24 protein-coding genes are annotated in these 19,579 nt (G+C 44.6%); 20 read left to right on the top strand and 4 right to left on the bottom strand.

What is annotated here, in order from left to right; genetic code table 11:
* Positions 1–70 precede the first annotated feature (70 nt).
* The 7 genes from JN178_RS00260 to mutM all read left to right on the top strand — a co-directional run bounded on the left by JN178_RS00260 (position 71) and on the right by mutM (position 5,827).
* On the top strand, positions 71–760 hold the full coding sequence (locus JN178_RS00260) for a YjbF family lipoprotein (protein WP_202263067.1): 690 nt from the start codon (positions 71–73) through the stop codon (positions 758–760).
* Positions 757–1,509 (top strand): capsule biosynthesis GfcC family protein, encoded by a 753-nt coding sequence (locus tag JN178_RS00265; protein ID WP_232369646.1) that lies wholly within the window; start codon positions 757–759, stop codon positions 1,507–1,509. The genes JN178_RS00260 and JN178_RS00265 overlap by 4 nt, the downstream gene beginning before the upstream one ends.
* Complete coding sequence (locus JN178_RS00270) at positions 1,506–3,608, top strand: YjbH domain-containing protein (protein ID WP_202263068.1); 2,103 nt, start codon at positions 1,506–1,508, stop codon at positions 3,606–3,608. The genes JN178_RS00265 and JN178_RS00270 overlap by 4 nt, the downstream gene beginning before the upstream one ends.
* Positions 3,609–3,938: 330 nt before the next feature.
* Complete coding sequence (gene rpmB, locus JN178_RS00275) at positions 3,939–4,175, top strand: 50S ribosomal protein L28 (protein ID WP_012516576.1); 237 nt, start codon at positions 3,939–3,941, stop codon at positions 4,173–4,175.
* Positions 4,176–4,186: 11 nt separating this feature from the next.
* Positions 4,187–4,342 (top strand): 50S ribosomal protein L33, encoded by a 156-nt coding sequence (gene rpmG / locus JN178_RS00280; protein ID WP_013786148.1) that lies wholly within the window; start codon positions 4,187–4,189, stop codon positions 4,340–4,342.
* A gap of 210 nt (positions 4,343–4,552) precedes the next feature.
* Positions 4,553–5,017, top strand: coding sequence for a hypothetical protein (locus JN178_RS00285; RefSeq protein WP_202263069.1), 465 nt, complete (start codon positions 4,553–4,555; stop codon positions 5,015–5,017).
* Positions 5,018–5,827 carry a bifunctional DNA-formamidopyrimidine glycosylase/DNA-(apurinic or apyrimidinic site) lyase gene (gene mutM / locus JN178_RS00290; RefSeq protein WP_202263070.1) on the top strand — a complete coding sequence of 270 codons (810 nt, stop codon included), beginning with the start codon at positions 5,018–5,020 and terminating at the stop codon, positions 5,825–5,827.
* 55 nt (positions 5,828–5,882) lie between these two features.
* Here mutM and coaD read toward each other — a convergent pair whose 3' ends face one another.
* Both coaD and JN178_RS00300 read right to left on the bottom strand, forming a co-directional pair.
* Positions 5,883–6,371, bottom strand: coding sequence for a pantetheine-phosphate adenylyltransferase (gene coaD / locus JN178_RS00295; protein WP_202263071.1), 489 nt, complete (start codon positions 6,369–6,371; stop codon positions 5,883–5,885).
* 78 nt (positions 6,372–6,449) lie between these two features.
* On the bottom strand, positions 6,450–7,181 hold the full coding sequence (locus JN178_RS00300) for a 3-deoxy-D-manno-octulosonic acid kinase (protein WP_232369647.1): 732 nt from the start codon (positions 7,179–7,181) through the stop codon (positions 6,450–6,452).
* A gap of 72 nt (positions 7,182–7,253) precedes the next feature.
* Between JN178_RS00300 and JN178_RS00305 the strand changes: the two genes are divergently transcribed.
* The 8 genes from JN178_RS00305 to glpG all read left to right on the top strand — a co-directional run bounded on the left by JN178_RS00305 (position 7,254) and on the right by glpG (position 16,148).
* Complete coding sequence (locus JN178_RS00305; RefSeq protein WP_332460851.1) at positions 7,254–8,279, top strand: glycosyltransferase family 9 protein; 1,026 nt, start codon at positions 7,254–7,256, stop codon at positions 8,277–8,279.
* An 89-nt stretch (positions 8,280–8,368) separates the two neighbouring features.
* Positions 8,369–8,842 (top strand): substrate-binding domain-containing protein, encoded by a 474-nt coding sequence (locus JN178_RS00310; RefSeq protein ID WP_202263073.1) that lies wholly within the window; start codon positions 8,369–8,371, stop codon positions 8,840–8,842.
* Complete coding sequence (locus tag JN178_RS00315; protein ID WP_202263074.1) at positions 8,839–10,014, top strand: hypothetical protein; 1,176 nt, start codon at positions 8,839–8,841, stop codon at positions 10,012–10,014. Before JN178_RS00310 ends, JN178_RS00315 begins: the two co-directional genes overlap by 4 nt.
* Positions 10,015–10,023: 9 nt before the next feature.
* Positions 10,024–12,468 carry a putative bifunctional diguanylate cyclase/phosphodiesterase gene (locus JN178_RS00320; protein ID WP_202263075.1) on the top strand — a complete coding sequence of 815 codons (2,445 nt, stop codon included), beginning with the start codon at positions 10,024–10,026 and terminating at the stop codon, positions 12,466–12,468.
* A 164-nt stretch (positions 12,469–12,632) separates the two neighbouring features.
* Complete coding sequence (gene kbl, locus JN178_RS00325; RefSeq protein ID WP_202263076.1) at positions 12,633–13,829, top strand: glycine C-acetyltransferase; 1,197 nt, start codon at positions 12,633–12,635, stop codon at positions 13,827–13,829.
* Positions 13,826–14,851, top strand: coding sequence for an L-threonine 3-dehydrogenase (tdh, locus tag JN178_RS00330; protein ID WP_202263077.1), 1,026 nt, complete (start codon positions 13,826–13,828; stop codon positions 14,849–14,851). The genes kbl and tdh overlap by 4 nt, the downstream gene beginning before the upstream one ends.
* Positions 14,851–15,162, top strand: a complete 312-nt coding sequence (gene glpE / locus JN178_RS00335) for a thiosulfate sulfurtransferase GlpE (RefSeq protein ID WP_202263078.1) — start codon at positions 14,851–14,853, stop codon at positions 15,160–15,162. The genes tdh and glpE overlap by 1 nt, the downstream gene beginning before the upstream one ends.
* Before the next feature lie 104 nt (positions 15,163–15,266).
* Positions 15,267–16,148, top strand: coding sequence for a rhomboid family intramembrane serine protease GlpG (gene glpG / locus JN178_RS00340; protein WP_202263079.1), 882 nt, complete (start codon positions 15,267–15,269; stop codon positions 16,146–16,148).
* 47 nt (positions 16,149–16,195) lie between these two features.
* Here the strand turns inward: glpG and JN178_RS00345 are convergent, their stop codons facing one another.
* Entirely contained in the window at positions 16,196–16,612 is a 417-nt protein-coding gene (locus JN178_RS00345; RefSeq protein WP_202263080.1) for a flagellar basal body-associated protein FliL, read from the bottom strand.
* A gap of 209 nt (positions 16,613–16,821) precedes the next feature.
* On the opposite strand from JN178_RS00345, the gene JN178_RS00350 reads away from it, so the two are divergent.
* From JN178_RS00350 to JN178_RS20120, 5 genes are all read left to right on the top strand, one after another.
* Entirely contained in the window at positions 16,822–17,379 is a 558-nt protein-coding gene (locus tag JN178_RS00350; RefSeq protein ID WP_202263081.1) for a chorismate--pyruvate lyase family protein, read from the top strand.
* Positions 17,376–18,236 carry a 4-hydroxybenzoate octaprenyltransferase gene (ubiA, locus tag JN178_RS00355; RefSeq protein ID WP_202263082.1) on the top strand — a complete coding sequence of 287 codons (861 nt, stop codon included), beginning with the start codon at positions 17,376–17,378 and terminating at the stop codon, positions 18,234–18,236. The genes JN178_RS00350 and ubiA overlap by 4 nt, the downstream gene beginning before the upstream one ends.
* 215 nt (positions 18,237–18,451) lie before the next feature.
* The gene (locus JN178_RS00360) at positions 18,452–18,814 is read left to right on the top strand and encodes a type II toxin-antitoxin system RelE/ParE family toxin (RefSeq protein ID WP_202263083.1); all 363 of its coding nucleotides are present in this window, start codon (positions 18,452–18,454) and stop codon (positions 18,812–18,814) included.
* A gap of 1 nt (position 18,815) precedes the next feature.
* On the top strand, positions 18,816–18,953 hold the full coding sequence (locus JN178_RS20115; RefSeq protein ID WP_232369648.1) for a hypothetical protein: 138 nt from the start codon (positions 18,816–18,818) through the stop codon (positions 18,951–18,953).
* Between the two features lie 23 nt (positions 18,954–18,976).
* A complete protein-coding gene (locus tag JN178_RS20120; RefSeq protein ID WP_232369649.1) occupies positions 18,977–19,120 on the top strand; it encodes a helix-turn-helix domain-containing protein in 144 nt (47 codons plus the stop codon).
* Positions 19,121–19,233: 113 nt separating this feature from the next.
* On the opposite strand, the gene ubiK is transcribed toward JN178_RS20120, so the two are convergent.
* A complete protein-coding gene (gene ubiK / locus JN178_RS00370) occupies positions 19,234–19,485 on the bottom strand; it encodes a ubiquinone biosynthesis accessory factor UbiK (protein ID WP_202263084.1) in 252 nt (83 codons plus the stop codon).
* Positions 19,486–19,579: the final 94 nt, after the last annotated feature.

Consider the following 19,579-nt stretch of genomic DNA (forward strand, 5'->3'; position numbering starts at 1 on the left):
CGAAAAAGCCGCTTTTATTAGCGGCTTTTTTATTTTCGTAGAAAATTTATCTTTTAGTCGGCACATTTCAATGAAATCACATTTTTTACTGGCTATGGCTGGGTCAGTTTTGATTCTTCTTTCTGGCTGTTCCACGACGACATCTGCATACTACAACACTCTTAAATTAGCGCTTAAAGACAGATCAGTAACCTACACCATAGAAGAGATCGCTGCGAGCAAAGCGGATCTTATGCAAATAAAAGCAGGTGAGAGAGATACTGCATCGTTGGCACTTGCGTACATTGATGGCGATAAATATCGCTGGGTATCCGGAGATAACGTTATTTTCACTATGCACCACGGTATTATAGTGAAAACGGAAGGCCTTGATAGCGACCTTTTTTATACAGGAAACCTTCAACATAATCCGCTTGGTACCAGTGATGTCTTGTCGTATAGCTGGCAGCGCAAAGTCGATGTTTCTGGGGTCGGCTACGGCTTACCTGTGAATTCATCATGGCGAATTGAAGGCGAAGTCACCCGAGAATACTTGGGTTTCTCTATTCCATTGTTAAAAATTGTAGAGACCGTCTCTTTTCCTGAATACACGCCTTTTATCGATATCGGTCTTGAATGGGAAAACACCTACTATCTTCATAAATCGACCAAGCAGTTGTTGGCATCTACGCAACAATTTAGCCCTGTAGGAGACACTTACGACATGGTGTATCTGAGCCGTATTGTTCGTGAAATGACAGAGCAAGGAGCAGTGAAGTGATTAGACGACTTGTTTTTGCATGTACTGTATTAACAACCTTGCTATCCACTAGCAGTGTTGCTCAAGAAAGCACACTTAGCGTAATGTTAAATAAACAAACGTATCAGTTTGAGCGCCCACTTAGATTATCGAGTGTGTTGTCATTGATTGCAGAAAATGGCGACTGGTATTGGCCAACTGCGGCCGTATTCAATTTAACTGATACGCATGCAGAAGACGAAAAAGCGGCCATCTTGATTGAAATTCGCGACTTAATGACGCGTTTTGACAGTGATTCAGACACCTTTATCGCGCTTGAAAATTTATACGAGCAGGTGGCGACATGGACAGTGTCAACGCGTATCGACATGCCGGTTTCGTACAATCGAGCTCGTTTGTTTTTCGAAGAAAATCCAATGTTTCAACCAGGTAAATATTGGATTCGTTTAAATGGCCGACCCAATGTAGTGCATTTTTCAGGGGCTGTTATTAAGCCGGGTGCTTATCAGCATCAAAGTGATACGTCAGTGTATACCGCGGTCGATACAGTTAAAAAAGCGGTAGATGCTGATAGAAGTTATGTCTATATCATCACGCCGCAAGGCGATGTAGAAGAGCGAGGTATCGCCTACTGGAATCTCGATTTTTCTCAGCTTATGCCTGGCAGTCAGGTTTACGTGCCGATTTCTCCAGAACTTTTCAGTAATAAGCTTAAAGTACTGAACAAACGCGTTGCCGCGTTAGCCGTACACAGGGTTCTTCCTCAATGAATGTGTCATTAATTTCAAAGAAAACAGCGCTGGCTATAGTGGTAGGCAGCGTGTTGTCCTCTGCTGCTCATGCCGATACGCAAATCCGCGTTAAGCCTTCTCAAATGGTACAAGGCGGCAATGGGCTTATCCAAACTCCAACGGCACGAATGCGTGACGAAGGCGGTATGGCTATTAACTATACTGACAATGGTGAATATCGCTTTTGGTCCGTAAATATTCAGCTTTACGACTGGATGGAAGCCACTGCCCGCTATACTGACGTGCGTACGCAGTTATACAGTCAAGTTGATTCATTCAGTGGTGATCAAACTCTTAAGGACAAAGGTCTAGACGTTAAGTTCAGACTGTGGAAAGAAAGTTATTACTTGCCTGACATCAGCGTGGGCTTTCGTGACTTTGGCGGAACGGGCTTTTTTGAAAGCGAGTATGTGAATGCCAGTAAATCAGTAGGTCCATTTGATTTCCACCTTGGTGTAGGTTGGGGTTATATGGGTACTGCAGATGACATTACTAACCCATTTTGTAAGCTAAAAGATAGCTTCTGTGAGCGCCCAGAAGGTTTTTCTGGTCGCGGTGGAAAAGTCGACTACGATCAGTTTTTTAAGGGCACGATGGCGTTTTTTGGGGGTATTGAGTATCAAACCCCTTGGGAGCCACTTACGCTTAAACTCGAGCTTGAAGGTAATGACTATTCGCGCGACAGAGCGGGGCGTCTGGAGCAAGATTCGCGTTGGAATATTGGTGCGGTATATCGCTATAAAGATCTTGATTTCAGCCTGAATTATCAGCGTGGTAATACAGTTGGATTTGGTGTTACATATCGTTTCAATATGAATACGGCGTCGCAAATTAAGTTTGATGAGAAGCCTAGAAACTTGCGCGTGCGTAACACGCCAAAAAGTATTGATGATGTTAACAAAGCGCGCCTCTACAGCGACTTACTTAGAGAAAGTGGCTTTGTATTATCTGACGCCAAAATAGAAGAAGACAGCGCAACATTTTACGGTACGCAGCTTTCTTATCGCGATCAGGACGAGGCTATCGAACGAACTGGTCGTATAATTGCGTCAGAACTGCCAGACAGCGTTGAGACATACCATATTGTTGATAACAGTGGCGGCATACCAATGGTGGATACGCAGGTTGATGCCGAGGCTTTTATTGCGGCTGCGCGCTATGAATCTGTTGATGCAGATATTACTGACACCTACTTTCGCGTAGCACCTAATAAAGAGCAACTTGAAGAGTACAATCCGAGGAATACGACAGGCGCGTTTTATAGTGCGGACTTTTTCTTTACGCAATCTTTCGGTAATCCGGAAGATTTTTACCTGTATCAAACGGGTTTGTTGCTAACAGGTGGATATGCAGTTGATGAAAACTTAGCATTTATAAGCAGTGCGCGTGTTACGTTGCTTGATAACTTCGATAAATTCAATTATCTGGTAGACAACGAAGAGGTCGCGTTGCCCCGTGTAAGAACACGTGTTCGTGAATATGTATCTGAAAACGACGTGTGGTTAGACACTGCATTTTTACAGTACAAAGACAATATAAGCGAGAACGTTTTTGGACAAGTATACGCTGGTTATTTAGAAACTATGTTTGCGGGTGCTGGTGGTGAAATACTGTATCGCCCAGTAGACAGTCGCGTAGCTTACGGTTTAGATCTTAACTATGTAAAACAGCGCGATCCTTACAGCCAACTTGGTACTGAAGAGTACGAAGCCTTTACAGGGCATGCAAGCGTATACTGGAAGCCCGAATTCCTGCACGATACGCAAATTAGTGTGAGTGCAGGGCAATTTCTTGCTAAAGACAAGGGCGTAAATATTGATTTCGCCAAACGCTTCGACAGCGGGATCATTGTAGGGGCATTTGCCGCGTTTACCGATGTCTCGTCAGAAGAGTATGGTGAAGGAAGCTTTACCAAAGGTTTCTATATTTCGATACCCACAGACCTGTTCTTGCTAGAGCCTACCAAAGGGCGTGGACTGTTCCCTTGGGTACCGATTTCACGTGACGGTGGTCAGATGTTACGTCGACCAATTCGACTTATAGATGCAACGGAAGTTAGGTCGCCGTTCTTCGATTAACAAGCACTATGCAAAAAGGCTATGCTAAAACGTATAGCCTTTTTTTGCGCATGTACTGACCTTGTGTAGCGGCACCTAATATTTTTTAAAATGTCGCTAAAATAAAAACGCAGTTACGTATATAATGTCGCCATCGCGACGAGGGTGGCAGTTTTTTAAGCATAAAACAGCTAAAAAGTAACCTTTTTGTAGTTTCTTATTGAAATGATCCTGCCTTTGCTGTATAAAATGCGCCCTCTAATTTATAGTAATACGTCATTTGACCCAACGACTGTTTGAGTGGTGGGATTGACTGACGCGACAGTTATCGTTGTTCTGGAGACAAATACAATGTCAAGAGTATGTCAAGTAACAGGTAAGCGTCCAACGGTTGGTAATAACCGTTCACACGCACGAAATGCGACTCGTCGTCGCTTTTTACCAAACCTTCAAACACACCGTTTTTGGGTTGAGAGCGAAAGCCGTTTTGTTAAACTACGTTTGTCTGCGAAAGGCATGCGTATCATCGATAAGAAAGGTATTGATTCAGTACTAACTGACATCCGTGCCCGTGGTGAGAAAATCTAAGGAAGCCGACAATGCGTGATAAAATTAAACTAGTTTCTTCAGCAGGTACAGGTTTCTTCTACACTACTGATAAGAACAAGCGTAACATGCCTGGCAAAATGGAGATCAAAAAGTTTGATCCTGTTGTGCGTAAGCACGTTATGTTCAAAGAGGCAAAAATCAAGTAAAGCCCTTTTAGAAAGAGCACTTGCTTTTGTCTCCACGAAAACCCGGCCTTTGCCGGGTTTTTTGCGTTATGGGATCGCACTACCTACGCCAAGATCCTGTTGATCCGATCTTAGCGTTTGGTGGCGCTAAAAAGGTAATCAACTCATCATGGCATCTGTGCGACTATGGCTTTACTATAGCGTGATATGACAATTGCTTAAGGAGCATCGGTGGCAAGAATATCTCAACGCGCAATGAACAATGTTGTGATCATAGCTATGCTTTTAATGATCGCGTTGTTCAATATAGATAGCTTTTTACCAAAGCAAGATGTACCGCAATATCAAAGCTTGCTGCCCCAAGACGCTTACGTGTTAAAAATAGAGCACGATGAAAATACGCTTGAGCGCAGCGGGCAACTGTGGCGCCAGCGAACAAGAGGTGAAGGCATAGCCATCGCGCCAGATAAACAATTCTCTGCGTGGCAGCAAGCGGCCTTAGAGCCTATTTCGGGCGTACCTACTCAAATATCTTCGTCACAGCCATTGGTTGTGGTGGTTTGGGTTGCAGGCCAAACTAACGGGCTTGTGTACGGCTTTTATCCTCAAACAAGCCCCACTGTTGTCAAATTTGATAACAATTGGTACACCCTTACCAATGCGCAATTAAATACACTTCTTCCATGGATACAATAAATGCCTGAATTACCAGAAGTCGAAGTAAGCCGATTAGGCGTTTCTCCTCATTTGCTTGGCAATAAAATTAGCCGCGTTATTGTGCGAGAGCGCAGGATGCGCTGGCCAATTCCAGAAGAAGTTTCATGTGTTGAAGGCCATATTGTCAATGCCGTTAAACGAAGAGCGAAGTACCTGCTTATTGAAACCGATGTCGGCACCTTGATCCTTCATCTGGGCATGTCAGGAAAATTACGTGTTATTGATGCGCAAACTCCCGTAATTAAACACGACCATGTAGATATTGTACTTGAGACTGGCAAGTGCTTGCGTTTTAACGATCCAAGGCGCTTCGGCGCACTACTTTGGCAAGCGCCCAATACATCGCTCAGTATGCTTGAAAATCTGGGTCCAGAGCCTCTTACTGATGAGTTTGATGATAAACGCTTATTTACCCTTTCTAGAAATCGAAAGGGACCAGTGAAAAACTTCATTATGGACAACGCTATTGTGGTTGGAGTTGGCAACATCTACGCAAATGAAGCCTTATTTTTGGCAGGTATCGACCCTAGGCGTCCTGCAGGCAAAATCAGTGCAGAGCGTTATAAGCGCCTTACGCAAACTATTAAGCAAGTATTGGCAAAAGCTATTGAGCAAGGTGGTACTACGCTAAAAGATTTTGCCCAAACCGATGGTAAACCTGGCTATTTTGCACAGCACTTAAATGTTTATGGCCGCAAAGGTGAAGCGTGTGAAGTGTGCGGAAAAGCCATAGAGAGTAAGGTAATTGGACAGCGTAATACCTTTTTCTGCACCCAGTGCCAGCGCTGATAAGTAGCATCTGGCAAGTCGTTATTGCTTAAGATGCTACTTTCCAATCAAATATCTACGTTTTTTTGTGCAATCTATCTTTAAGGGCTTGCTCTACTACTGGGTGGCAAAAACCGTCAACTGCACCGCGGTGAAGGGCGACTTCTTTTACTAATGTCGACGAGATAAAGGAATTTTCTTCAGCCGGAGTAAGAAATACGCTTTCGAGTTTGGGGTTTAGCCTACGGTTCATATTGGCAAGTTGAAACTCGTATTCAAAGTCTGAGACCGCGCGTAACCCGCGAATAAGAATGGTCGCATTTTGCTGATCAGCAAAATCCGCTAATAAGCCCGTGAAGCCAACGACTTCAACATTCGGTAGGTCAGCGGTAACCTTTTTTATCATCTCGACACGCTCTTCTAGCGTGAACAGTGGTTTTTTACTGGGGTTAGAGGCGATTGCCACGATAACATGTGAAAATAGCTGAGACGCACGTTCAATTAAATCTGCATGACCGTTAGTAATAGGGTCAAAAGTGCCGGGATAAAGTGCTCTGGTATGCATAGGGTTGAGTCTTTTTGTTAGTACAATACAGTGAAGGCCAACGAGTTTTTACTGTAACACATTGACAGAATATACCAATTACACTGCGGTGTTGCTTACCGCGTTGTAACCATCAATACAGCTTTGCCATTGCTCAATTTGCCAGTGAAACACAAGGTTTTTGGCTTTCTCTTTATGCAATGAGCGAAGTAGGCGAGCCAAGTTTTCTTTCTTCCACTTGTCACCGGACCGAAAATGGCAGCGATCAAAGTCGATAAGCCAAATATCACGCTTATCATCCATCATAATATTGCGAATATTAGCGTCGTGATGATAAACCTGACAGTTATGCATTTCAGCTAAGGCTTTTCCAACATTTTGCCAGTCACTTTCGTTAAGCGGCTTTTCACATAGCATTCTATGCAAATCGTGACTGTTTGGAATGGTTTGCGTCATCAAGTCGCCGCGGTAAATAACCCCTCGACGATGAATACGGGCGGCAACAGGTGCTGGTACGCGAAGCCCTTTGTCGCGCATATGCGCAAGTAGCCTGAACTCTTCAAACGGACGAGAACGTTCAACACCCAAAAAGACATATTGGTCACTGAGCAACTTACCTACAAGGCCGCCGCGTATGTAGTGACGCAGCACCCAATGCTGGTGCTCGTGTTCAATAAAAATGGTCGTACCACGGCCCTTTGCTTGCCCTGTTACTTTGTTTTCTAGGTGCCAAAAGTGTGGCGTGAACATATCTTCGTTTGGTTGACTGACCAAGCTATCGTCGAAAATAAAGTGGTGTCCTGCACCTATGTCTCGTCGTATTGTCGCCATGTTGCCCACAACTTATGGTAAATTTCACATTCTAATGATTTATTTTGGTTTTTCAGCAACGAGAGAGCTTCTGTGGGAAAAAAGATTTGTTTAATGCGTTTATCGGCAATAGGTGATGTTTGTCACGCAGCTGCCATGGTAACTCGAATTCAAACTCAGTGGCCCGATGCTGAAATTACGTGGGTTATTGGCAAGATTGAGTATCAACTGCTTAAGCTCATGCCAAATATCCGCTTTATTGTGTTTGATAAGTCACAGGGCAAAGTCGCTGTTGAAGCACTAAAACAGGCCGTGGCGGGCGAAACATTTGATGCGCTACTCATGATGCAAGTTGCACTGCGCGCCAATTTGGCGTCGCGGGTAATAAAAGCGAAACAACGAATTGGCTTTGATTGGGCGCGCAGTAAAGAGCTGCATTGGTTATTCGCTAACAAACGTATAGCAGCTAATCGTCATGCCCATGTGCTTGATGGCTTTATGGACTTTGCTGATGCCTTGGGTGTACCTAAAGTTTTAACGCCATCTTGGGCCATTCCTGTATCTGAAGACGATCACCTATGGGGAGAAAAACAAGCGAACTCACTAGGAAAATATGTCGTTATTTCACCAGCGGCCAGTAAAGCAGAAAGAAATTGGTTACCAGAACGATACGCAAGTATAGCCGATTATATCCAATCAAAAGACGTGACTGTGATACTGTGCGGCGGCCCCGGAAAGCTAGATAGAGAAACAGCAGATGCCATAAAAGCGCATGCTAGCACCGAGCTTCTCGATTACACTGGGCAAACCTCTTTGCACCAATTACTCATGTTATTACAGCACGCTATGCTAGTAATTGCGCCTGACACTGGCCCAGCACATATGGCAACTACAGTGGGTACACCGGTAATTGGGCTATACGCACATTCGAATCCCCGTCGAACTGGACCATACAACAATTTAGACAATGTGGTATCGGTGTATGACGAGTGTGTAGAAAATCAAAAGGGTAAACCTTGGACAGAGTTAGCGTGGGGAACCCGAGCCAAGGGTAGTGATTTAATGGAAAAAATTTCCGTTGAGATGGTGAAACAAAAAATCGTGCCATTTGTAGGTTAATTTACTTAATTGTAAGGTAAAAGTATCAACTACTATCTACACTTAGCATTGCGAAGTGTTCCTTTGAAATAACAGGGAGTCGTTACCAAATGAAAAAGCCCGCTTTGCGATGGCTGTCTGTGGTTTTTGACTATAAACGCATACCAAAAGCAATACTTGTCAGTATTGTCTTTTTTGCATGCGTGTCACGGGCTGATGCCGCAGAGCTTTATGTCATGGTGAATGAGAGTGTTTCGGTGACTGAGCTAAATCGCACTGATCTTCGTCAGATATTCACCGGCCATCGACAATACTGGAGCGACGGCACTAAAATCACAGTATTCGTACTGCACGACAATAACGAACTACATAAACAATTCTGTCGAGACGTTCTACAAATGTTCCCTTATCAGTTGTCCCGCCTTTGGGACCAAATTACGTACTCAGGCCAAGGCGTGACCCCTGTACGTGTATCTTCTTATCAAGCACTCATTGAAGCGCTTGAGAGTACAAAAGGCGCAATAGGCTACTTAGAGACTTCTGAGGTAGTCAATCTACGACGCGTTGAGGTGGAAGAATCATGAAACTAAAATGGTTATTCGCGTTGTGTTTTGTCAGTGCGACAGCAAAAGCAAATCATACAAACTTTTCTTGGCATGGTTACTTGTCACAAGGTATTACTCAGTCGAAAGACAGTACTTTCATTACTGATGATAATGATATTACCAGTGAGCTCACCGAAATAGGTTTTAATGGTTATTATCAACTGGCAGAGAACATTTCCATAGCTGGCCAAGTAAATTACCTCGATGGTGGCAATCGTTTCGAGCAGGGCACGCGTTTAGATTACTTATTTGTGGACTGGAAGTTGCCCAACCTCATTGGCGGGTGGCAAGCGAATATTCATGCGGGTCGCTTTAAAAATCGCCACTGGCTTTACTCAGTAACGCGCGATGTACCGCAGACCCGGTATACATCTGTATTGCCGCAGTCAGTCTATTTCGATGGTTTTCGCGATGTTGCACTTGGCAGCAATGGGCTGCTTGCTAGCTTTGCCCATTATGGTAAGCATAATATTTGGGAAATTAACTGGAGTTACGGCCGCTCTTCTATCAATGACTCTCAGCGTGACTTTTTATTAGGTGATGAAGCAAAAGGCACTATCAAGCAAGATTTTGTGCACCAAGCAAGTGTGTTCTGGCAGCCTGCAACCATGGCGTGGAAAGTGGGCGCGAGTTTATTAGACTCTGACTTCACCTATTCTCCAGCAGATATGGACAATCGTTTAGCGGGTAGCGCAAATATTCGTAGAATGATGATATCGGCCCAATATTTTGCGGAAAACTGGGAGGTGTCGTCTGAACTTGTAAGAGAAATACAAGATAGCGAAGGCTTATTTGCACCTGACTTTGTTGACAGAAGACGTGGAGAAGGTGGCTTTATACAGGTTCGCTACTTATTCAACAGTCAGTTCAGCGGTCTTTTGGGTTACGACACTTATGTGAATGATGAATCAGACCCGAACGGCGAAAGACTAGAGGCACTGTCTGGCGGCACAATTCCCGCCTATTTTGGCTATCAAGATACCATTACATTGGGTTTTCGTTATGACATCGCACCTAAATGGCGTCTTCAAGGAGAATACCACTGGGTAGATGGCGCCACGCGCGTGGTCAGTTTACTCAATCGAGACGTTGCATCTCATGCGCAAAAAGAGTGGGAAATGTGGTCTGTGCAATTGATGTATTGGTTCTAAGGTAGGACTATGACCGTTCGCGTCTCTTTTACCACCAAGACCATTGTCATCCTTTTAGCCATGGTACTTACCGTTACTGTGGTTATTTCTACTGTGCTTATCAAAGAGTCAGATGCGCGTGTATTACGGGAGCAACGTGAAAATCAAATTAGCCATCAACGACGGGTGCAATTGTTCGAGGAAATTCTACACAACCGTATGATTACGCTGATTGACATCATTAGCCACCGTAGCGATCCAACCAATGTCAATTTAGATGAACTGCACACAACGCTTAACAGCTTAAGTGAATATCTCATTCTTAACTTTCAAGTAGAGCAGCTGCTTCTGTTTGACCAAGCTGGTGCAATTAACAAAGACAATATTAAGGTTAGCGATGCAGTGTCTCAACTTGTGAGTACTACTCGCGCGTCATTCGAAAGCCGCTCAATACTCTCTTGTACCAGAGTGTGCACGCACTACATCTCTATTCCCGTTATGGCCAGTACAGATAATATTCCTGTTATTGTGGTGTCTACTTCTATGCGAGAGCTACTGTATCTTTTCAGTCGCGCTACAGATGTACACAAAGTGGCCATAGTGCAACAAAAAAATACACCTCTAGGCAATCCTCAATTAGTGGTTGCTAGTCAATTGTCTGCGGCAAACAGGCAGTATTTGAACAATCTTCTCTTAGCTTTTCCCGCCGGTTGGTCATTGGATGATTTAATCATTCGAGGTATGAACGTACCATTGGGTAGTCAGCAATTGCTGGTCAGCCTATTGCCCTTTAGCCATGCTAGTGGCGATGATCCTTACTTGCTCATTGTGCAAGATATAACAGCAATGGTGCAGCAAAATAAGCAATATCAGGTAATTGTTATCTCAAGTGCTATAGCGCTGTTTTGTGTGTTCTCATTATTGCTGTATATATTTCTAAATCAGTATCGCACGCGTCTTCTGGGCGTAAGTGAGCGTTTGCCTATGCTGGCTGATCACAAATTTAACGAGTTCTACACCTCTGCTGCAAAACGCAGGAAAAAGCCGTTTTTTAACTTAACTGACGAACTGGATGTGGTTGAAGACGCCGCCAATAACTTAGCTAGACAACTAGAAAGCTTCGACGGCCAAATGGCGGTTAACACTGCTAAATTAGAAAAAATGGCAATGTTTGATGTGCTCACTGGGTTGCCTAATCGCAATATGCTTACGTTTCAAATTGAGAAACAACTGGCTGGTTCTTTGCGCGATGACCGCTTAGTGGCACTTATGTTTATGGATTTGGACGACTTTAAGAAAGTAAACGACAGCCACGGCCATGACGTTGGAGATAAATTGCTAAAAGCCGCGGCTATGCGTATTTCCAAACCCATACGCGAAACAGACATTGCGTCGCGCTTTGGTGGTGACGAGTTTGTAGTATTGCTGTCTAACATTGAAACCAAAAAGCAGGTGGATATTGTTGCGCAAAAACTCATAGACGAGTTCAATAAGCCCATCGAGGTAGACGGCACCTCTTTTTACGTCTCTATTAGCATAGGTATTGCAATCACCAGTCATGCTCGCGCTACGCCAGTAGAATTGTTGCGTCACGCTGACATTGCTATGTATGAAGCAAAAGCGAAAAAAGGTGCAGGGTATCGGGTGTACGATGCCACCATGAATTTAAAGGTAATGCAAAAGGTAGAACTAGAATCGGAGGCGCGCGAAGCCTTACGCGACAATCAGTTCTCTTTGGCGCTACAGCCTCAAGTCGAAATGCATACCGGTAAGTTAGTGGGTTTTGAAGCATTGCTGCGCTGGGCTCATCCTACCAAGGGTGATATATCACCTGCTGAATTCATTCCGCTGCTTGAAAACACCTCTTTTATGCTAGAGCTCGATTATTGGGTTGTTACACGGTCAACCAATATCATTCGAGAGCTTAAAAATAATGGGTACCGCGATCTTAAATTAGCCATCAACTTGTCGGCAGGGCAATTTCTTGACCCTAGTTTGCCTGAGTTTCTACAACAGCAAATTATTCAGAACGAAATTGCACCAGAGCAAGTGTGCCTAGAGCTCACAGAAACCGTACTGGTGTCTGATATAGACAGAGCAACAGGCATTATGCGCACTATTCGCGACATGGGTTGTATGATTGCTATTGATGACTTCGGAACGGGGTATTCTTCGCTGAGCTACTTAAAAGCGCTACCAGCGGATTTCATTAAAATTGACCGCTCTTTTGTTGCCAATATTGCCAACAGTGCCGACGACAGAAATATTGTGCATTCCACTATCGCGATGGTGAGTAACATGGGGATGGAAGTCGTTGCTGAAGGGATCGAGTCTGGTGAGCAATACGAGCTCTTGTGTCATTTCGATTGCCATATTGGGCAAGGCTACTTAATCAGTAAACCTATTCCTGAATCTGCTATTTGGGACGTACTTCACGACAAAGTGTCACTGGGTTTTTGGAAAGAGTCAGCCTAGGTACTCAATAAAAAGCACACCATTGCCTTAAAAGAGGTGATGGTGTGCTAAATAATTTACAAAGTTTGTCGTTTAAGGCGTTAAATATAGCACAAGAGTGTGTACCCATAAGGCTGCTTTCATTAAACTAGCGGTTTTATATATACCTACACTCGGAGAATGGCATGTCTGCGGCATTTATTTCTCATTTGCAATCGCAAATTGAAGCCACCAAACAAGATGGTTTGTACAAAAAAGAACGTGTAATTACGTCTCAGCAACAAGCTGACATCGGCGTAGCTAATGGCGAACACGTAATTAACTTTTGTGCCAACAACTACCTTGGATTAGCAAACAACGACAGCTTAATCGACGCCGCAAAACAAGGCTTAGATAGCCATGGCTTTGGTGTAGCATCGGTACGCTTTATCTGCGGCACTCAAGACATTCACAAGCAACTAGAAAGTGCTATTAGTGACTTTCTAGGCACAGAAGATACCATTCTTTACCCATCGTGCTTCGACGCAAACGGCGGTTTGTTTGAAACGTTACTTGGCCCAGAAGATGCCATTATTTCTGACGCGCTAAATCACGCCAGCATTATCGATGGCGTGCGTTTGTGTAAAGCAAAACGTTATCGCTATGCCAATAACGACATGGCCGCATTAGAAGAGCAGCTTAAACAAGCTGATGCCGATGGCGCTCGCTTTAAACTTATCGCAACAGACGGTGTTTTCTCAATGGACGGCGTTATTGCCGACCTAGCGTCAATTTGTGATTTAGCGGACAAATACGATGCCATGGTAATGGTAGACGATTGTCACGCTACGGGTTTCTTGGGTGAAAATGGTCGTGGTAGCCATGAGTACTGCGGTGTAATGGGCCGTGTTGACATCATTACCGGTACATTAGGTAAAGCCCTAGGCGGTGCGTCTGGTGGTTATACTTCGGGCAAAAAAGAAGTCGTTGAATGGCTACGTCAGCGTTCGCGCCCTTACTTGTTCTCAAACTCTGTTGCGCCACCCATTGTATCTGCATCAATTAAAGTGTTCGAAATGATGAAAGAGGGCGACGCGCTTCGTGCTCAACTATGGCGTAATGCAAACCATTTCCGCACGCGTATGGAAGAAGCCGGCTTTACACTTGCAGGTAAAGATCACGCTATTATTCCTGTTATGTTAGGTGACGCTCGTCTAGCCAGTGACATGGCTGACAAACTGCTTGAGAAAGGCATTTACGTCATTGGCTTCTCGTACCCAGTTGTACCCAAAGGTCAGGCACGTATTCGTACTCAAATGTCAGCAGGTCACAGCCTAGAACACGTTGATAAAGCGGTCGACGCGTTTATTGAAGTAGGTCGTGAAATGGGAGTAATTTCATGAAGTCGTTAGTTAAAGCGAAAGCAGAGAAAGGCATTTGGCTTCAAGACACGCCAAAGCCTGAAGTGGGCCACAACGACCTACTCATTAAAATTCGCAAGACGGCAATTTGCGGTACTGACATGCACATTTATAACTGGGATGAGTGGTCACAAAACACAATCCCAGTGCCTATGGTGGTAGGGCATGAGTACGTAGGTGAAGTGGTTGGCATGGGTGAAGAAGTAAAAGGCTTCAACGTGGGTGACCGTGTGTCGGGCGAAGGACACATTACATGTGGACATTGCCGAAACTGTCGCGCTGGGCGCCGCCATTTGTGCCGTAATACTGAAGGAGTCGGGGTAAATCGTCCGGGCGCCTTTGCTGAATACCTGGTTATTCCAGCGTTTAATGCGTTTAAAATTCCAGATAATATTAGCGACGACCTTGCTTCTATCTTCGACCCGTTTGGTAACGCTGTTCATACTGCGCTGAGCTTCGACTTAGTCGGCGAGGACGTTCTTATTACTGGCGCAGGCCCTATCGGTATAATGGCTGCGGCGGTAGCAAAACACGTAGGTGCTCGCCATGTTGTCGTGACCGATATCAACCCCTATCGTCTAGAATTGGCGAAGAAAATGGGGGCAACTCGCGCCGTAGATGTGAGCAAAGAAGACTTAAAAGACGTGATGAACGAATTAGGCATGACGGAAGGCTTCGATGTCGGCTTAGAAATGTCAGGCGTGCCAGTGGCATTCCGAGACATGCTAAACAAGATGAATCACGGCGGTAAGATTGCTATGTTGGGTATTCCCCCGCAGGACGTAGCGGTAGATTGGAACCAGGTTATTTTTAAAGGGCTGGTAATCAAAGGTATCTACGGTCGCGAAATGTTTGAAACCTGGTACAAAATGGCAAGTTTGCTACAAAGTGGTCTTGATTTGTCGCCTATTATCACTCACACCTTTTCTATTGATGACTTTCAGAAAGGGTTTGATACCATGGGCTCAGGACAATCAGGCAAAGTTATTTTGGACTGGCAATAATGACAGCATTTTCACACATTAGCGTACAAGACGTGGCGAATTTCCAAGGCGATGTAGCCATTGTTGATATCCGCGATCCCGAATCATTTGCTAATGGGCACATGCCGAACGCAGCACCGTTAAACAATGACAATTTCGCAGCGTTTATCGATCAAACCCCGAAAGATACGCCTGTGGTTGTGGTGTGCTATCACGGAGTGAGCAGTCAGCAGGCTGCACAGGTTATCGCACAGCAAGGCTTTGAAACCGTGTACAGCATGGATGGTGGCTTTGAAGCGTGGCGCTTAGCCAACCCGGTAGTGACGGAATAAAAAGTAAATAAAGGTGCATTACGCACCTTTATTTTTTTGTTTTGAACACAATCCTTAAGGTATATTCATTTCAATCAACGACCGTCTAGGGATTTCACGTATTCATGGGTCAGCCATTAATCGCCTTCAATCAACAAAGTCCGGCGCATCTTCTTGCAAACTATTTAACAAGCCAGCAAATTCCCGCGAATGTAGTGCAGCACACTAACTCAACCGACAACAACGAGTTTGTTGTTGTACTCGCTAACGACGAGCACACTGAAAGAGCCCAGGCAATAGCGCAAGACTTTGTAAATAATCCCACCGATCCAAAGTATCAGCAGGCCGCCTGGGATAACGGCAAAAACGTGCGCTTGGCACGCACTCCAAGTGGATTTTCAGCAGCTACTATTATTAGCGATGCCAAAAGTGCTCCCTTCACAACAGTGGTTTTCCTGTTGTGTGCGGTCATTTACGGGCTCTCGCTGCTGGGATTGTTTGCTCCTATAGCTAAGCATTTACTTATGCAGCCATTTTCAGTGCTGGCCGAAAATCATGAATGGTGGCGACTGCTAGGCCCGGCTTTTATTCATTTTTCCATACTGCATATTGTGTTTAATTTGCTGTGGTGGGCGATGCTTGGGGCTAAAATAGAGCGCACCTTTGGGCTAAGCATGTTGTTGATAGTGTTTGTGGTGTCAGCGGTTGTGTCAAATGGTGCCCAAGCATTATTTAGCGAGCCAATGAGCAATAATATGTTTCTGTTTGGCGGCCTGTCTGGGGTTGTGTATGCCGTTATGGGTTTTGTGTGGTGGCTTGGTTGGCTACGCCCGAATTGGGGCTTGTCACTACCTAACTCGATAGTGGGCTTTATGTTGGTATGGCTGGTATTAGGCTATGCCGATATTCTGTGGGTGAGCATGGCAAACGCTGCTCATACTGCGGGGCTTATCTCAGGCTGTTTACTTGCAGCGTTACTGAGCCTAGGGTCAAAAAAAGCGAGCTAATGCTCGCTTTTCTGCGTACTTCAAAATAGCGTTATAGCGACTTTAGCTTAAGCGCCTTGATACAAGTATTTCGTAAAAATTACGTTTTTAATCACTTCGCCGCCAGTTTCTTGCTTCATATGATCTTGCAGCGCCTTCAAAATAGCGCGACGAATATCTTCGCGGCCCGTGAGCGACTTAACTTTCTCAGAGGGCTGTTGACCAAAAATTTCTATTGCGGTGGCGCGCAGCAATGGCAAATGGTGCTCAGCAATTTCAAGCTGGCTTACATCGTGGATCATAAGCTCTACCGACACGCGAACATAACCGAGCTTGGCCGAACTATCACTAATATAGTTAGTCACAATTTCAGGCTCTAGACCTAAATAAGCGTAGCTTGCTTTATCCTGTGCTAATGCTGGTGCACTAGCGCCTAAAACAAAACAACTCAATAAAAAACAACGTACGAATAAAGACTTAAGCATGGTAAAAACCAAAAGACCAAAGAAAAAAGTAAAATCACTGGTAGTGTAGCAAAACTGCGCTTAAACGCACTACTGCAAAAGTAGTAGCACTACAAAAAATGTAAGCGTCAACGAGAAGAGGCTACATAATTATGGTTTAGCGTCATTGTCGCTGACACATACATTATACGTGGTATCATACTAACAGATTAATAATACGAGCTTTTCACGTGAGTTTTAACGCCTCTTATCCCGTAGGCTTAGCGGTTAACTGGCAGCGCCCAGAGGGGATCAGTCTATCTGATGCCAACTTAAAAAACTGGTTACTTGATACTGGCTCGTTAACCGAGCGAGTGCAGTCGTCCTGCCAGCATTTTTCACTTGAATTATTAGGGCAAGACTCCCGTATACCCCACCCAAACGAGCTGTCGATGCTGGCCAGTAATGGCGATACGTCGTATCAAGTGCGAGAAATCTTGTTGTGTGGTGACGAACAGCCTTGGGTATTTGCTCGCTCTATTATTCCTCAGGCCATTATTGATGCAGAACTATCAAACCTAGGCCGTGAGCCTCTAGGCAAGCGGTTGTTTAACGATAAACGTTTCATTCGCTCAGCGTTTGAAGTGTGTACGCTTGACGCAACCGGGCTTGGTTATAAAAAAACGCAAGCATTGTGGGGGCGCCGTTCAATGTTCACCTTAGAGGGGCAAAGCATGATAGTGGCGGAAGTTTTCTTGCCGGAATCACCGGCTTATACACATGCTTTCAGTAACGAGTTATCACTATGAGCAAAGCAACCCTTGGTGCATACGCACGCTTAATGCGACTAGATAAACCAGTAGGTATTTACCTTTTGCTGTGGCCTACGATGTGGGCGCTACTTATGGCGGCGCAAGGGTTACCGCCATTAAGCATTTTAGTCATCTTTGTTGTGGGTGTTGTTGTAATGCGTTCGGCAGGCTGCGTAATAAATGACTACGCCGATAGAAAAGTCGACGGTAGCGTAAAGCGCACAGCAGCGCGCCCGTTAGCTACAGGTGAAGTTACACCAAAACAGGCACTTACCTTGTTTGGCGGTCTTATTGCGTTGGCGTTTGTGTTGGTGCTGTTTCTTAATTGGCAAACCATTGCGCTATCTGTGGTGGCGTTGTTGCTTGCCTCGTCTTACCCTTTTATGAAGCGCTACACTCATTTGCCTCAAGTGGTGCTTGGCGCAGCGTTTGGTTGGGCCATCCCCATGGCCTTCATGGCAGTGCTAGAAACGGTGCCTGCTTACGCGTGGTGGTTATTTGTTGCGAACCTTTTATGGACGGTCGCCTATGATACTATGTACGCCATGGTAGACCGTGACGACGACCTTCAAATAGGTGTTAAGTCTACGGCGATACTGTTTGGCAAAAACGATGTGCGTATCGTTATGCTACTACAAGCAATTGCCTTAATTATTCTGTGGTGTATTGGTTACGCCATCGACGCCACTTGGCCCTATTACGGCGCTATTCTATTTTCTGCGTTGCTATGCGTACGTCAGTACCAGCTGATAAAACGCAGGCAACGAGAAGGCTGCTTCAAAGCCTTCCTTGAAAATCACTATATTGGCTTAGCCATCACCCTTGGTACGGCACTGCATTTTTATTTGGCATAGCGGTTTAACGCGAAATAGTTGTTTATAGAATGTACGTAGTCTTCTAAAACTGTACTCATGTCCCCTTGGTAGCAAAAGCGAGCTGCTTTAGCATAATTAAAGGCTTGTGAACTAGCAAAAGCCTTCTGATCATATTTCTGATGTTTCAAAAACAGAGAGCTTCACCAAGTGAAAGGTGTATCACTAAGTGTTATACTTTCCATGGGATGGATCCTATGCGCATATTCAAATCAAAGTGGTTCTCAAGTTGGGCGAATAAATACGGGTTAAAGGACGAAGCGTTAAAAGTCGCGATAGAAGAGATTAACGCAGGGCTGGTTGACGCAGACCTAGGTGGCCATATTTTCAAAAAACGCATTGCACAACACCAAGGTAAACGTGGTGGCTTTAGAACTATCCTGGTTTTCAAAACGGGAGATAAGGTATTTTTCATATACGGTTTTGCCAAACGTGTACGCTCGAACGTCAATGCTAACGAGCTAAAGGCATTAAAACATTTAGCGAAAGAATTGCTGAGTTACAACGATGTGCAGCTAAGCCAAGCAATTGAGGCTGGCGGTATTGAAGAGGTGAAGTGACATGAAAGACAGTATTTTAGATGTGGTGCACAACACGGCGAAAGACTTGAGTGATGCAGGCGTAATGGATATCCAAACTATGCAACAGTTTGACGCATTATGTTTGCCTAAAATAGAACAGTATGATGGTAGTAAATAAAAGCAATTAGAGAGAAAGAGCGTGTGAGCCAAGCTGTTTTTGCAGCTTATTTAAATACTACGCCATCTACGGTGAGGCAATGGGAGCAAGGCGCTAAAAGACCTAGGGGAACCTCTCTGAAACTGCTTAACTTAGTTGCTCAAAAAGGCTTAGAAATTCTTGTCTAGTGAGGGTGTGAAGTACACTAATTGAAAGACGAGAGCGTTAAAACAGATCATTTCAGATAAATTTTTCCGCAAAAAAGCGCCTTTTAGGCGCTTTTATCATCCAAAATGTGTTATTACTTTTCGGCAAGTTTTGCTTCAAGTTCTGCCATTCTTGCTTCCATGGCATCGAGTTTTTCGCGGGTGCGAATAAGTACTTGGCTTTGAATATCAAACTCTTCGCGAGTGACTAGGTCTAGCTTCGACAGCTGAGACTGCAATACTGTCTTTACTCTGCCTTCGGCTTCTTCAGCCATGTTTTTAACGCCAGGTGGAATGGCATCAGCAATTTGTTTCGCTAAATCTTCGAGTTTCTTCGGATCCAACATGGAATTCCCTTATAATGCGCAGCTCAAATTATGAAAGCTATTCTATCGGTATCGGCACGACATGCAATGAAAAGTGTGCCCATGCCATTTTGTA

It is taken from the genome of Alteromonas sp. KC3, assembly GCF_016756315.1.
Taxonomy (GTDB): Bacteria; Pseudomonadota; Gammaproteobacteria; order Enterobacterales; family Alteromonadaceae; genus Alteromonas.